Consider the following 14,803-nt stretch of genomic DNA (forward strand, 5'->3'; position numbering starts at 1 on the left):
TAAAAGGTTCCTACCGATAGAGGTAGGAACCTTTTTGTTTAATCAAATTTTAATTTTTTTAATGCTTCTGCGAATGGGTTATTTAATGGTTCTTCTTCTTTTTTCTGTTGTTTCATATATTTTTGAACGTCGCGTTTATCGGCTTTGTTTCCAGATTCTTTTTTACGTCGTTCTTGGAATGTTGATAATTTCTCACGATAGCCACATTTACATGCGAAAATTTGGCCTGCACCCTCACCACGTAATTCTAGTTTCTTCTTACATTGCGGACAGCGAGCGTTTGTTGTACGAGATACATTTTTACGATGACCACATTCACGATCTTGGCATACGAGCATTTTTCCCTTTTTGCCGTTTACTTCTAGCATTGGTTTACCGCAATCTGGACAAGACTTCGTTGAAATGTTGTCATGTTTATATTTTTTATCACTCGATTTAATTTCAGAAACGATTTCTTTCGTATAGTTCTTCATTTCAGAAATGAATACTTCTTTTTTCAATTTACCTTTTGCGATAGCCTCAAGTTTTTGTTCCCATTCACCAGTTAGTGTAGGAGATTTTAATTCTTCTGGTACTAAATCAAGTAACTGGCGACCTTTTGAAGTAATGTGAATATCTTTACCACGTTTTTCAATTAAGAATGAATTGAATAGCTTGTCGATAATGTCTGCACGTGTCGCTACAGTACCTAATCCACCAGTCGATTTTAACGTATCAGCAAGTTGTTTATTTTGCGTATCCATATATTTTGTAGGATTTTCCATTGCTGAAAGTAAAGTCGCTTCGTTAAATCGTGCAGGTGCTTTTGTTTGACCTGATGTTTGCATAATTAACTTTACAGCTAATGTATCGCCTTTCTCAATGTGAGGTAGAAGTTGCTCTTTTACGTCATCAGTTACATCATCATCTTCAAAGCGATTTTCATATACTTCTTTCCAACCGGCATGTAGAATTGTTTTTCCGCGCGCAATGAACGTTTCATTGCCAACCTTTGTGCGTAACGTTAGTTGCTCATATTCGAATGCCGGGAATAACACAGCTAAGAAACGTTTTACAACTAAATCATAAATTTTGCGTTCTTTATCTGTGAATGCTGAGAAGTTAACGTATCCTTCTGTTGGAATAATCGCATGATGATCGCTTACTTTACTATCATCAACAAATGATTTGTTAGGTTTGATAGGCTTTTGTAATACTTTATGTGCGAAGGGACGGTATTCTCCAACACCACATGCTTTTAGACGTTCTGGAAGTGTTCCAACGATATCAGATGAAATGTAGCGTGAATCTGTACGAGGGTACGTTAGCACTTTATGCTGTTCATACAATTTTTGCATAATATTTAATGTTTCTTTCGCAGAGTAACCGAACTTTTTATTCGCATCACGTTGCAATTCAGTTAAATCGTAAAGACCAGGAGAGAATGACTTCTTCTGTTTCTTATCAATTTCCACAACAGTAGCATTTTGTTTATCTAAACTTTTTACAATACCATCGATTTTTTCTTTATTAAAACTACGGCTATTGCCATTTGCATCTTGCCAAGTAAGTTTGAGCTTCTCCATTGTTTGAGCTTCGATGCCGTAGTAAGTTTGTGCTTTGAAGTTCTTTATTTCATCCTCACGACTAGCAATCATAGCAACAGTAGGGGTTTGTACACGGCCGCAATTTAACTGGGCATTAAAGCGAGTCGTTAAAGCACGAGTTGCATTAAGACCGATATACCAGTCAGCTTCTGAACGCGCAACTGCTGAAGCGTATAAATTGTCATAGGCTTTACCTGGTTTTAAATTTGCAAAACCATCTTTAATTGCTTTATCGGTTACAGAAGAAATCCATAGACGTTTGATCGGTTTATTAATGCGAACCTTATCAATAATCCAGCGAGCGACCAATTCTCCTTCACGTCCAGCATCTGTCGCTACAATAATTTCATTTACATCCTTTCTAAGTAGCTGGCTTTTCACAGCATTGAATTGTTTCCCAGTTTGTTTAATAACCGTTAATTTCAAACGCTCCGGTAGCATCGGTAAATCTTCTAAATTCCACTTTTTATATTTCACATCATAGCTTTCTGGGTCTGCTAATGTAACGAGATGGCCTAAAGCCCAAGTTACAATATATTTACTACCCTCAAGATAGCCGTTTCCTTTTTTATCACACTTCAGTACACGAGCAATATCTCGTGCAACGGAAGGTTTTTCAGCGATTACAACGCTTTTTGACATATTAAAAACATCCTTTCAAATTTCCATAAGTTAAATATAGCATACATCTTCTTGAGATTCAGTTTCGCTCCATATTTCAGCTGTTTTTAATGGAGTTAACAAAATCCCAACTGATTAAAGTTTCACTTTATCAGTTGCCTCTATATTAAATAGAAAAAGTAAAGAACTTGTTATTTTACTAGAATAAGAGTAGACTTTGAAGTAGATGAATAAGAAACACATGGGAGTTTGTGGATACAAACTGAGAGTATGGCTACTAGTCCGTCATTGACCATTTGAACCTGTTGGATAATGCCAGCGTAGGGAGAGTGTAAAAGCACATATTCAGGCACTTTGCGTACGCGCAAAGTGTCTTTTTGTGTATCTCCCATCATTATAGTTAGGAGATGAAAAGGATGAATATGAAAGAAATTAGTAAAGTAGTGGATTTGGTGAGAGAATCTAATCCGCTCGTTCATAATATTACAAATGTTGTTGTAACAAATTTTACTGCTAACGGTTTGTTGGCACTTGGGGCATCGCCTGTAATGGCGTATGCAAAAGAAGAAGTAGCAGAAATGGCTAGCATTGCTGGAGCGTTAGTATTAAATATGGGAACACTTCGTCCTGAGGAAGTAGAAGCGATGTTACTTGCTGGTAAATCAGCAAATGTGAACAATGTGCCAGTACTATTTGATCCAGTTGGTGCAGGAGCAACTTCGTATCGAACAGAAGTTGCGAGACATATTCCAGCCGAAATAGATTTAGCAATTATCCGCGGCAATGCGGCTGAAATAGCAAACGTTATTAATGAGAAATGGGAAATTAAAGGGGTAGACGCTGGTACTGGAAATGGCAATGTTGTAAGTATTGCAAGGCAGGCAGCAGACGAATTAAATACAGTTGCGGTTATTACTGGAAAAGAAGATGTTGTTACAGATGGAGAGAGAACTATTGTTATTCGAAACGGTCACCCTATTTTAACGAAAGTTACAGGAACAGGTTGTTTACTAACGTCTGTAATAGGAGCATTTGTAGCAGTGGAAAAAGATTATGTAAAAGCAGCAGTAGCAGCATTAACGTTTTATGGTGTAGCTTCGGAACTGGCAGCTGCTAAGACCGTGGAAAAGGGACCTGGTAGTTTCCAAATTGAATTTTTAAATCAGTTAGCGAATACTACTGCTGGTGATATTGAGAAGTATGGAAAGATTGAGGAGTTAGAGTAAGGGGGATGAAACACATGATGCGCATTGAAACAAAGAAGATGTCTAAGTTATTACAAGTGTATTTTATTATGGGAAGTAATAACTGCACGAGGGATCCTTTAGCTGTATTGAAAGAAGCATTAGATGGTGGAGTGACACTTTTTCAGTTTCGCGAGAAGGGGGAAGGTTCTTTAATCGGAGGAGATAGAGTGCGCTTTGCAAAAGAATTGCAGACGCTTTGTAAGGAATATAGTGTTCCTTTCATTGTAAATGATGATGTAGAATTAGCCATTGAATTAGATGCAGATGGTGTTCATGTAGGGCAAGATGATGAAGGAATTACATCGGTTCGTGAAAAAATGGGAGATAAAATTATCGGTGTATCTGCTCATACAATTGAAGAAGCACGCTTTGCAATCGAAAACGGAGCAGATTATTTAGGCGTTGGACCTATTTTCCCAACGAGTACGAAAAAAGATACGAAAGCGGTTCAAGGAACGAAAGGATTAGCTTATTTTAGAGAACAAGGAATTACAGTGCCAATCGTTGGTATTGGTGGGATTACAATTGAAAATACAGCGGCAGTTATAGAAGCGGGTGCGGACGGTGTTTCAGTTATTTCAGCAATTAGTTTAGCTGAATCTACGTATGAAAGTACGAGAAAATTAGCTGAAGAAGTAAAGCGAAGTTTGTAGAAAAGGACATGTAGTATTTTAAGTGCTACATCGAGAAGTAGACTGCCCAAAAAATTTAAACAAAAGTTTGATTAAAAAAGCACAAACCTTTTTAAATAAAGGTTTGTGCTTTTTCTTTAAAACATAATTGAAATTAAGAGCATTCCAATTCCGATAGAAGTAAATGTTGCAATTAAGCCTGGAATCATAAAGCTATGATTTAATACGTATTTACCAATACCTGTTGTACCGGTACGGTCAAAGTTAATGGCAGCAACGATTGTTCCATAGTTCGGAATGAAGAAATATCCATTTACTGCAGGGAACATCGCAATCAGTAGCGCTGGTGGAATACCAAGGGATAGTCCAAGTGGCATTAAGGCACGTACTGTTGCTGCTTGGCTGTACAGTAAAATAGATAGAATGAATAGTGCGATGGCAAATAGCCAAGGCGCACTTGTTACTAAATGCTGAATAGATCCTTGAATCATATTTAAGTTTCCATTAAAGAAAGTATCTCCCATCCAAGCGATACCGAAAATTGCAACAACTGCTGTTGCTCCTGCTTTAAAGACGTTACCAGACACAATGCTTTCTACATTTGGTTTACAGAAAATAATAATAAGAGCCGCGATAGTTAACATAACCATCTCAATTGTGTTCGGCATGGAAAGACGGGCTAACTTCCCATCAACTATCCATCCTGGACGAAGTGCTTCAAATGAACCAAGAAGTACAACAAGGAAGGTTCCTACAAGGAAAAGGATAACTGATAATTTTGCGCCCTTTACACCTACAAATTCTTTTTTCTCTTCAAGCTTAGGAATCATTCCTTCTTTTAATCGTTTTAAGTATTCAGGGTCTTCATTTAATTCTTTTCCCATCTTACTAGCAACAAATGCTGCTAACATACAAGCAATGAAAGTAGAAGGAATACTCACTTTTAAAATATCTAATAAAGTGATTTTATAGTCAGCTAACATTGCTAAAAGAGCAACTGTGGCAGCTGAAATTGGACTAGCTGTAATTGCTTGCTGAGAAGCGATTACGGCAATCGACATTGGGCGTTCCGGTCTAATCCCTGATTCACGAGAGACTTCTGCAATAACAGGAAGTACAGAATAGGCAACGTGACCAGTACCTGCACATAGTGTGAATAAATAAGTAACAATTGGAGCAAAAAAAGTAATACGCTTTGGATTTTTTCGCAATGCTTTTTCAGCTAGATGAACAAGATAGTCCATTCCTCCAGCAGCTTGCAAAGCACCAGCAGCTGTAATTACTGCCAAAATCATAAGCATTACATCGATAGGAGGCGCGGTTGGTTGTAGGTGGAAGACAAAAACGAGTATTGCCATACCAACTCCACCCATTACTCCTAAACCAACTCCGCCTAGGCGTGCACCAATAAAAATACAGAGTAACAAGGTAAGAAATTGTAGCCAAAACATGATAAACTACCTCCGAAATTCATTAGTTAAGATATATTCGAATAGTTTAATTTGAATGAAAATTAAATAAATACCCGAAGAAATCCTTGTTATTTATACATTTTTTATTATATAACACAAAAAAAGTAACATTCACGTACTTTTTGAAATTATTTTGAAAAAGCAATGCATTAAAAATTTGTATTTATATCTCTAAATAAGTAGACATTTTGATTTATATGTTGTAATCTTTGAAAGAGAATAAATTAATTCTCATAGAACTCCCATATCGTTCAACTCGTTCAGCGAGAAAGGCAAACTGATGGAAACATGAGGACGCAAAACTACAGGAGCTAAGGTCGAAAGGCTACGCTAGCCAGTTACCGGACGGATAGGGTTGGTCTTGGCCAATGCTTTTACATTGGCTTTTTTTTATTCTCGAACATATTGAGAAACATTTTCAAACAAAATATTCATATATTTTGTTTTTTTGTTTATGTTGATTAAGGAAGGTGGATATTAATGAAAAAATATTGGCATAAGTTATCGTTCCTTCAAAAGAACGTCTTATTAACCGTATTAGTTATTTTGACACTTGTTGGAAGTATGGGTGCGTTAAGTTTCAACATGTTTCAAAATAGTATGATGTCTTTATTTGAAAGGCAGTCTATTGAAACAGGAGAAATAGTATTGAAAAAATTGGATGTAGAATTAGTTAGAGACATGGCGAAAGATCCTACAGCCGAAAAAGTGAAAAAAGAAAAGTTAACAGAGAAATTAGATGAAGTGTCAAAAGAATTGAAAAGCGTTGGACAAACGTATGTTACAGGAGCAAAGCCGAATGAAAAGCGAGAATTACAACTTGTTGGTTTGACTACAGAGTTAACAAATGCGTTTCCTATAAAGCCGGGAGATTATTATGAACAACCCGCTCATTGGATGAAGGCATACGATAAAGTGATTGATACGAAAAAGGCCCAAATAACAGAAGTATATGAAGATGAAATAGGTTCGTGGGTGACAATATTAGAACCAATTACAGATGGAGAAAACAATATTGTTGCAATTGTTGCGGCTGACTTAGATGCTTCCATTGTTCCTATTACAAAAGAGAAGTTTATGATACAGGGCTTACTCTTTATCATTATTTCATTAGCAATTGCGACTATTACTCAATTCTTTATCGTGCGTCACTCGTTAGCTCCATTAAAAGATTTACGAGAAGGGTTACGTAAAATTGGTGAAGGTGACTTGAGTATTAAATTAAAAGAAAGACCAGATGATATTGGAATTATTAATGTTTATTTCAATAACACGATTGAAAAATTTAAAGGGATTATAGATAAAGTAAGGCAAACTGCTGAGCAAGTTTCTTCTTCTTCACAAGAATTGTCGGCGAGTACAGAGGAAAACAGCATGGCAGTTCAAGAGATTGCAAGTTCTATTGAAGGTTTAAGAGTAGGGGCACAGTCTCAAAAAACTTCAGTACAACAATGTTTAGGAATTGTACATGGAATGGAAGATAAGGTAGAAGAAATAACTGGGGCTGCAAAACAAGTTGCGGTTGCTTCTGAAGGTATGGAACAACATTCAATTGAAGGTAATGAAGTGATTGGACAAATTATTAATCAAATGAGTTTAATCCAAAATGCAGTACAAGATTTATCTTCCATCATTTATTCGTTAGAAACAAGGTCAAAAGAAATTAGTGATATCGTAACTGTAATTACAGGTATTTCAAATCAAACAAATTTATTAGCTTTAAATGCTTCTATTGAGGCTTCACGTGCTGGAGCAGCTGGAAGAGGGTTTGCAGTTGTTGCTGATGAAGTACGAAAATTAGCAGAACAAACGGAAGCGTCTGCTAAAGATATAGCGAAATTAATTGGTGAAACACAAGCTGAGACAGAAGATGCTGTAGTTTCCATGCAAAAAGGTTCAAGAGAAGTAGAAACTGGAATTTCGCTTGTTCAAAGTAGCGGTGATTTCTTTGAAAAAATCTCAAAATCAGCGCAATCTGTTACAGATCAAGTAAAAGCTGTTTCTGGTAATTCGAGTGATATTTTACAAAATAGCCAGAATATCGTTCAAGTCGTAAATGAATTATCACATATTGCAAATACTTATGCCAACAGCAGTAGTAATGTTGAAGAAAGCATGAAAGAGCAAGAAATATCAGTACAAGATATTGCAGAATTAGCGACTTCTTTAAGTTGGCTTTCTCAGGAATTACAAGAGCTTATTGGTGAGTTTAAAAGCGAATAAGGAGAAAGTTCAATTCTAATCAAGGGGGTATCTCCGCTACTGATTATGAATTGAACGAATCTGCCCTTTAATAAGGGATGAAAAAGGTGTGAATTTTCACACCTTTATTATATTTAAGAGAGGAATTTACATAAATATGAAATTAGCAATTTCTTATAATGAGATGGTAAAAGAATTTTTAGGAAAAGTAGAAGGAAGTATTAAAATACCTAAAGATGTGCAAGGAACAGAACTTAGGATAAAAAGGAAAACGGAACTGTTTTCAAATTTGACTCACATTGTAGATTTAATAGGAGCGACTGCAACGTGGTTATATCATATTTCTAAAGAAAAACATATTGTCGTGCTTTATCATGTAAGAGGAAGTTTATTTCCGATTACTATTGAAGTTTCTAATTTTCTCTCCTATGAAAGTTTAAATTTACAAATTGAAGAGCAACTGGAGCAAATTAAAGAAATGAATGAGGAAGAAATAGAAGAGTTTCAAAACGGTAATACGTTATATGAAATGTCACCTATTATTATTGGTGAAACATATTATGAGCTACAAGACACGAATACATTACAATTTGTATTTAGTAAAAATATGCAAAGTGTAGAAATAATATTTAATAGTGTTAATTGGAAAGAGACAACGATTACTCGTTATGCACAACAAATACAAGGTGTTTTAATTAATAAATCACAAAATAAGAATAATCATATAAATGATTTTAATATTATTACAGAGGCCGAGATGGCACTTTATAGTCAAGTGAATGATACGACAGCAGTATATCCTGAGAAAAGTATCGTCGATATGTTCTATAATACTGTTACTCAATTTCCAAATCGTATAGCTTTATCTTCAAGGGAAGGTACTTTAACTTATGAGGAGCTAAATAAAAAAAGTAATCAAATAGCTCATATGTTAATTAAAAACGGCGTCCAATTAGGAGACTATGTTGGAATATTTATGAAACGTAGCATAGACACAGTAGTAAGTATGGTAGCTATATTAAAAGCTGGTGCAGCGTATGTTCCGATTGATCCAGATTATCCGGAAAGTAGAATACAGTACATTATTCAAGATAGCCAAGCGAAAGTTATATTGATGAAAGAGACGCCTATAACATGTGATGGGGTTCAAACAGTTTCAATGTATGATAGTGAAACTTATGAAGATACAGATGTAAAGTTGTCTATTCATTGTGATGATATAGCTTATATGATTTATACATCTGGTTCAACAGGGAATCCAAAGGGAACGATGTTAGCACATAGAGGCGTTGTTAATCTGTATACTTGGATGAAAAAGCAATATGAATTGACAGAAGAGGATGTATTTGCCCAATTTCCTTCCTTTAGTTTCGATGCTTCTGTATGGGAGTCATTTGCTTCTTTATTCTGTGGAGGAAACTTATATGTACTATTAGAGGAAGAGCGATTGTCTGTAGAAGCATTTGCAAATGCAATCTATAAAGTGAAAGCAACTTCAATCTTGGCATTAGCAACAATTTTTGTTCGACAAGTAGCAACTTATTTAGCAGAAGAAGATATATATAAGCTAGCTTCCCTAAAAAGAATTGCGATTGGCGGTGAAATGTTGCCTGTAGAGGTTATTAAATTGTGGAGAGAAAGAATAGGTACAAATGTTGAAATTCATAATGTATACGGACCGACAGAATGTACTGTAGTGACGACAACCTATAAAATACCTAGTCAGTTAAATGAGGATGTTGCGAGTATTCCCATTGGTAAACCATGTGCTAATTATCAAGTTATGATTTTGGATGAGAATATGAATCTTTGTCCAATTGGTGTACCTGGTGAATTATATATAGATTCAGTGGGATTAGCAAAAGGGTATTTTAATAAGCCTAATAAAACAATTGAAGCTTTTATTCCGAATCCTTTTAATCCTATAGTTAATATATATAAAACAGGTGATATCGTTAAGTTGCTAGAGGATGGAAATATAGAGTTTTTACATCGGAAAGATGATCAAGTAAAAATTAGAGGACATCGTATTGAACTAGGCGAAATCCAAAGTAAAATTTCTCAAAATCATAATATAAAAGAAAATGCTGTTTTTGCTAAGAAGAGTAAGGAAGGTAGCCAATATTTAATCGCGTTCTATACAACTTTAAATAAAAAAGAAATACCAGAATTAGTTTATCAGTTACAAGAGCAATTACCAGATTATATGGTGCCATCTAAACTAATTTATATTAATGAATTGCCACTTACACCTAATAAAAAGATTGATGTTAAGAAGTTAGCTCAGTTAGAAGAAAAGTATGAACCGGTTCGGCTACAAGAATATGTTGCACCTTCTAATAAAGCAGAAAAACAAATAGCGAACGCCTGGGCGGAAGTATTAGGAATTTCAAAAGTTGGAGTGCATGATGATTTCTTTACAATTGGTGGACATTCATTAAAAGTATTACGAGTCTTAACATTGTTAAAAGAAGATTTCTCACATTTAACAATTCAAGATTTCTTTAAAGAAAGAACGATATATGGATTAGCTCGAATTGAGCGAGAAGTAAAAGTAGAGAAAGAAGAAGTATTTCGTGAATATAAAGTGATTCACGAACCAGATACTATCACGTATGCAAACGTTTTGGAAGAAAACCAGATTTCAAATGTCTTTTTAACAGGAGCTACTGGTTATTTAGGATCACACATATTATATGAATTGTTGAGAGATACATCTGCTACTATTTATTGTTTAGTAAGACCAACTAAAGATGTGCAGCAAAGAATTATAGATACATTAACAGGCTACTTTAATGATGTATGTGAAGAATGGTTACAGCGTATACAGGCCGTAGCTGGTGATCTGGGAGAAGAGTATCTTGGGATGAGCGAAGAAGAATTTATGTTCATCAGTTCTAAGATGGATACGATAATTCATTGCGGTGCAGATGTAAGACATTTTGGAGATGTAAAACAATTTGAAAATATAAATGTTCAAGGAACTAGCCGTATGCTAGCATTAGCGGAGAAAGGTGCTACATTCCATTTTATTTCTACAATTGGTATCCCGTTAGAATTAGCGGTAGATCAATGGGATACATACATGAAAACTGGTGATTTTAATTACAGTGTAGACTTAGAGAATGTATATTCAAATAGTAAACTACAAGCGGAAAACATTGTTCGTGAAGCAATGAAAAATGGTTTGCGCGGAAATATTTATCGTGCAGGTAATTTAGCATGTCATTCAGAAACAGGTTCGTTCCAACAAAATATTGAAGGAAACGCATTTTATCGTCTTATTAAAACAATGCTATTAATTGGGAAAGCACCAAATGTGAAGTGGAAAGTTGATTTCACACCAATTGATTTTGCTAGTAAATCAATTGTATCGTATTTGCAAGATTCGAAAATTATAGGAGAGACGTTACATATTTGTCATCCACATCAAATTGAGTTTGAACAATTTATACAGCTAATTGGAGAGTGTGGATACAATCTTGAAATGGTTCCACTTTCAGAATATGTAAATACCGGACTTGCATTAGCGAAGGGAAATGAAGTAATAGCAGAGTTAATTGCTTCTCAAGTTGCAGGAGATGGAGCGCAGCAATCTGAAATTGTAATGGGTACGCGTAGAACGAATAAATGGATTAAGAAAAAAGAATTGATAGTACCAGCAATTAATAAAGAATTTATTCAGCAGTTATTAGCTCATGGTGAAAAAGTTGGTTATTTTCCAAAAATAATGAAATGATTATGCATGCTTTTGTTTGTTCAATAAAATAAATCATGCTACAATGAAAACGAATTAAGGACCGGGGAGCCAATTGGCTGAGAGGATGTAAGTAAACATCGACCCTCAACCTGATCTGGATAATGCCAGCGTAGGGAGTTACTTAAAGTGATGTAGCATATGTTATTCTGTAATAACTTGCATACAAGGCTTTCCTACGCAGTAGGAAAGCCTTTTCTTATTTTTGAAATTTAATTTTATAAGGGGGATTTTATTATGTCACAACAAGTTACAATGTCATTTTCAGTAGTACCACAAGCGAAAACGAAAGATGTATATTCTGTTGTCGATAAAGCAATTGAAGTTGTGCAACAATCGGGAGTTCGTTATGAAGTAGGGGCAATGGAAACAACTTTGGAAGGAGAATTAGATGTACTTCTTGATGTCGTTAAACGTGCGCAACAAGCTTGCGTCGATGCTGGAGCAGAAGAAGTGATTACTTCTATTAAAATCCATTATCGTCCAAGCACTGGTGTAACGATAGATGAAAAGGTTTGGAAGTACCGTGATGAATATGCAAAACCAGAAGCAATCTAAACTTATTACAACTATTTGGCTTATCCTTCTCATTGCGATATGGGAAGGATCTGTTTCATTATTTAAAATCGAACCGTGGATTTTACCAAAGCCTTCTGCCATTGTTCAAGAATTAATTGGGATGAAAGATTTACTATTACCAAATACGATGCAAACACTGCAGGAAGTTATAATTGGACTATTTTTTGCAATTTTATTGGGGACGAGCATCGCAATTATTATGGACGTTATACCGTTATTTCGTATTTTAATAAATCCATTGCTTGTTATTTCGCAAACAATTCCAATTGTTGTACTTGCACCGCTATTTATTATTTGGTTTGGATATGGGATGTTGCCGAAAGTAATGGTCGTAATACTCGTTTGTTTCTTCCCAATTGCGCTTAGTATTTTAGAAGGTTTTCAAACAGTAGATAAAAACATGCTGAAACTGTTACAAACAATGAAGGCGACAAAATGGCAAGTTTACCAGAAAGTAAAATTTCCAGCAGTGCTTCCATACTTTTTCTCAGGTTTAAAAATTGCAGTTACATATAGCGTAATGGGGGCAATTATCGGAGAATGGCTCGGTGCAAGTGAAGGATTAGGCGTTATGCTTACGAGGGCTACAAAATCCTTTTTGACTGCCCGAGTATTTGGGGTTGCAGCAATCATCGTTATGGTGACATTATGCCTGTATTTTATCGTAGAGTTTATGGCAAGAATAACAGCACCATGGATATATAGAAAGGACGGCAGAAAATGAAAAAAGGTTTGAAAGTTATGTTAGCTGCCTTAGTAGCGGTAGGTGTGGCTGGATGTAATCCGGCGAAGAAAGAAGAAAGTGCAAGTAAAGATCAAAAAGTAAAAGTAGTATTAGATTGGTTTCCAAATACGAATCATACTGGCTTGTATGTAGCGCAAACGAAAGATTATTACAAAAAGCAAGGATTAGATGTAGAAATTATTCAACCAGGTGACAATGTAACAGCAGAGCAAATGATAGCATCAGGAAAAGCAGACTTCGCAATAAGCGCACAAGAAAATGTAACGTTAGCTCGTGTAGAAGGAATTCCTGTTGTATCTGTAGGAGCGATTATTCAGCATAACACTTCAGCGTTTGCATCGCTTAAGAAAGATAATATGACGTCACCGAAAGATTTTGAAGGTAAACGTTACGGCGGCTGGGGAGGACCAGCGGAAGAAGCGACATTAAAGACGATTATGGATAAACATCAAGCTGATTTTAATAAAGTTGAAAAAATCATCTTAGGACAAACAGATTTCTTTAAATCAATTGGCCGTGATGCAGATTTTGAATGGATTTATTACGGTTGGGATGGGATTGAAGCGAAGCGTCAAGGAAAAGAGTTAAATACGATTATGGTGAAGGACTTAGATCCAGCGCTTGATTTCTATAGTCCTGTTATTATTACGAGTGAAAAACATACGAAGCAAGATAAAGACTTTGTGAAAAAGTTTATGAGTGCAACGACAGAAGGTTATAATTTTGCAATTAAGGAACCGAAAGAAGCTGCTGATATTTTAATTAAAGCTGTTCCAGATGTAAATAAAGATTTAGTTCAAGAAAGCCAAAAATGGTTAAGTACGAAGTATCAAGATGATGCTAAAGCATGGGGAGTACAGAAGGAAGAAATTTGGACGAATTACATGAATTTCTTATATGACAACAAAGTTATTAAAAAGAAAATCGATGTAAAAGATGCTTTTACAAATGAATTCCTTCCAAGTGAAAAATGAGCGGATTACAAATAAAAAATATAGTGAAATCTTTCGACGGAAAGAATGTATTAGAGAATATTAGTGCCTCTATACAAGAGGGAGAGTTTGTTTCCTTTGTAGGACCGAGTGGTTGCGGGAAAAGCACATTATTAAACATGATTGCAAATGTTGAAAAACCAACAAGCGGGAACGTAACGTATAACGATAAGCAAGTACAAGAGCAAGATGTTGTTAGTTATATGCCACAACAAGATTTATTACTACCGTGGCGATCAGCTTTGCAAAATATCGTTCTTCCGTTAGAAATTGAAGGAAAGCCGAAAAAACAAAGGCTGACAGAAGGAATGGAAGCATTAAAGCAGTTCGAACTAGATGAATATGCAGACCATTATCCAGATGAATTATCTGGTGGTATGCGTCAAAGAATTAGTTTTCTGCGCACATATTTATGTGAAAAGCCAATTATGCTGCTTGATGAGCCTTTTGGTAAATTAGATGCATTTACAAAAATGGAAGTACATAGCTGGCTTTTAAACTCTTGGCATCAAGAAAAGCAAACAATCGTTATGGTGACACATGACTTAGATGAGGCAATCTTGCTTTCAGATCGCGTATTTATTTTATCTCAAAGACCAGCGTCAATAGTTGGCGAGGTACAAGTGAAATTACCTAGGCCGAGAACGATGGATATGTTAACATCACTCGAATTAAAAAAGGATAAAGAAGAGATTTTAAGTGTGTTAGCTCCTTATATGAAAAAATAGAAAAAGCTGATGTTTTAATTTTAGACGAACCGACTAATCATTTGGATGTAGAAACTAAGATGGCTTTACAGGAAGCGTTACAACAATACAAAGGAACGGTTTTAATTGTCTCACATGAACCTTCTTTCTATGAATCGTGGATAACAAAAGTATGGAATATAGAAGATTGGAATGCTGAACAATATGAATAAAGAAAAGGCATTAGCTTTTATGAGCTAATGCCTTTTCTTTGTGATTAACAT

10 protein-coding genes, 1 pseudogene and 3 riboswitches are annotated in these 14,803 nt (G+C 35.4%); of the genes and pseudogenes, 9 read left to right on the forward strand and 2 right to left on the reverse strand.

Annotated features, from left to right (window positions below; genetic code table 11):
* Nucleotides 1-38: 38 nt before the first annotated feature.
* Complete coding sequence (topB, locus tag DN399_RS02200) at nucleotides 39-2,228, reverse strand: DNA topoisomerase III (protein WP_149149305.1); 2,190 nt, start codon at nucleotides 2,226-2,228, stop codon at nucleotides 39-41.
* Nucleotides 2,229-2,438: 210 nt separating this feature from the next.
* A riboswitch (TPP riboswitch) is annotated at nucleotides 2,439-2,551 on the forward strand.
* Nucleotides 2,552-2,623: 72 nt separating this feature from the next.
* On the opposite strand from topB, the gene thiM reads away from it, so the two are divergent.
* Entirely contained in the window at nucleotides 2,624-3,433 is an 810-nt protein-coding gene (gene thiM, locus DN399_RS02205; RefSeq protein WP_001056105.1) for a hydroxyethylthiazole kinase, read from the forward strand.
* A gap of 14 nt (nucleotides 3,434-3,447) precedes the next feature.
* Nucleotides 3,448-4,107, forward strand: coding sequence for a thiamine phosphate synthase (thiE, locus tag DN399_RS02210; protein WP_006916691.1), 660 nt, complete (start codon nucleotides 3,448-3,450; stop codon nucleotides 4,105-4,107).
* A 116-nt stretch (nucleotides 4,108-4,223) separates the two neighbouring features.
* Here thiE and DN399_RS02215 read toward each other — a convergent pair whose 3' ends face one another.
* The gene (locus DN399_RS02215; protein WP_000498704.1) at nucleotides 4,224-5,537 is read right to left on the reverse strand and encodes an anaerobic C4-dicarboxylate transporter family protein; all 1,314 of its coding nucleotides are present in this window, start codon (nucleotides 5,535-5,537) and stop codon (nucleotides 4,224-4,226) included.
* 282 nt (nucleotides 5,538-5,819) lie between these two features.
* Nucleotides 5,820-5,904: riboswitch (cyclic di-GMP riboswitch) on the forward strand.
* Between the two features lie 134 nt (nucleotides 5,905-6,038).
* Between DN399_RS02215 and DN399_RS02220 the strand changes: the two genes are divergently transcribed.
* The 7 genes and pseudogenes from DN399_RS02220 to DN399_RS02250 form a co-directional block, all read left to right on the forward strand.
* On the forward strand, nucleotides 6,039-7,781 hold the full coding sequence (locus DN399_RS02220) for a methyl-accepting chemotaxis protein (RefSeq protein ID WP_006916687.1): 1,743 nt from the start codon (nucleotides 6,039-6,041) through the stop codon (nucleotides 7,779-7,781).
* A gap of 136 nt (nucleotides 7,782-7,917) precedes the next feature.
* Complete coding sequence (locus tag DN399_RS02225; protein WP_006927474.1) at nucleotides 7,918-11,499, forward strand: non-ribosomal peptide synthetase family protein; 3,582 nt, start codon at nucleotides 7,918-7,920, stop codon at nucleotides 11,497-11,499.
* A 52-nt stretch (nucleotides 11,500-11,551) separates the two neighbouring features.
* Nucleotides 11,552-11,653: riboswitch (TPP riboswitch) on the forward strand.
* A gap of 101 nt (nucleotides 11,654-11,754) precedes the next feature.
* Entirely contained in the window at nucleotides 11,755-12,075 is a 321-nt protein-coding gene (locus tag DN399_RS02230) for an MTH1187 family thiamine-binding protein (RefSeq protein ID WP_000082906.1), read from the forward strand.
* Nucleotides 12,047-12,820 carry an ABC transporter permease gene (locus tag DN399_RS02235; RefSeq protein WP_001057166.1) on the forward strand — a complete coding sequence of 258 codons (774 nt, stop codon included), beginning with the start codon at nucleotides 12,047-12,049 and terminating at the stop codon, nucleotides 12,818-12,820. Before DN399_RS02230 ends, DN399_RS02235 begins: the two co-directional genes overlap by 29 nt.
* On the forward strand, nucleotides 12,817-13,815 hold the full coding sequence (locus tag DN399_RS02240; protein ID WP_000715573.1) for an ABC transporter substrate-binding protein: 999 nt from the start codon (nucleotides 12,817-12,819) through the stop codon (nucleotides 13,813-13,815). The genes DN399_RS02235 and DN399_RS02240 overlap by 4 nt, the downstream gene beginning before the upstream one ends.
* Nucleotides 13,812-14,561 (forward strand): ABC transporter ATP-binding protein, encoded by a 750-nt coding sequence (locus tag DN399_RS02245; RefSeq protein WP_000016084.1) that lies wholly within the window; start codon nucleotides 13,812-13,814, stop codon nucleotides 14,559-14,561. Before DN399_RS02240 ends, DN399_RS02245 begins: the two co-directional genes overlap by 4 nt.
* A pseudogene (locus tag DN399_RS02250) lies at nucleotides 14,558-14,752 on the forward strand (P-loop NTPase family protein); the annotation flags it as partial. The gene DN399_RS02245 and the pseudogene DN399_RS02250, both read left to right, overlap by 4 nt.
* Between the last annotated feature and the right edge of the window lie 51 nt (nucleotides 14,753-14,803).

It is taken from the genome of Bacillus sp. AR4-2 (assembly GCF_008274865.1).
GTDB classification, from domain to species: Bacteria; Bacillota; Bacilli; order Bacillales; family Bacillaceae_G; genus Bacillus_A; species Bacillus_A cereus.

What these genes read in the sequence shown, in the direction of transcription:
- DN399_RS02230 (WP_000082906.1), top strand. Translation starts at nt 11,755, where the DNA reads ATGTCACAACAAGTTACAATGTCATTTTCAGTAGTACCACAAGCGAAA.
- DN399_RS02240 (WP_000715573.1), top strand. Translation starts at nt 12,817, where the DNA reads ATGAAAAAAGGTTTGAAAGTTATGTTAGCTGCCTTAGTAGCGGTAGGT.
- DN399_RS02215 (WP_000498704.1), bottom strand. Translation starts at nt 5,537, where the DNA reads ATGTTTTGGCTACAATTTCTTACCTTGTTACTCTGTATTTTTATTGGT.
- DN399_RS02235 (WP_001057166.1), top strand. Translation starts at nt 12,047, where the DNA reads ATGAATATGCAAAACCAGAAGCAATCTAAACTTATTACAACTATTTGG.
- DN399_RS02220 (WP_006916687.1), top strand. Translation starts at nt 6,039, where the DNA reads ATGAAAAAATATTGGCATAAGTTATCGTTCCTTCAAAAGAACGTCTTA.
- DN399_RS02225 (WP_006927474.1), top strand. Translation starts at nt 7,918, where the DNA reads ATGAAATTAGCAATTTCTTATAATGAGATGGTAAAAGAATTTTTAGGA.
- DN399_RS02245 (WP_000016084.1), top strand. Translation starts at nt 13,812, where the DNA reads ATGAGCGGATTACAAATAAAAAATATAGTGAAATCTTTCGACGGAAAG.
- thiM (WP_001056105.1), top strand. Translation starts at nt 2,624, where the DNA reads ATGAATATGAAAGAAATTAGTAAAGTAGTGGATTTGGTGAGAGAATCT.
- topB (WP_149149305.1), bottom strand. Translation starts at nt 2,228, where the DNA reads ATGTCAAAAAGCGTTGTAATCGCTGAAAAACCTTCCGTTGCACGAGAT.
- thiE (WP_006916691.1), top strand. Translation starts at nt 3,448, where the DNA reads ATGATGCGCATTGAAACAAAGAAGATGTCTAAGTTATTACAAGTGTAT.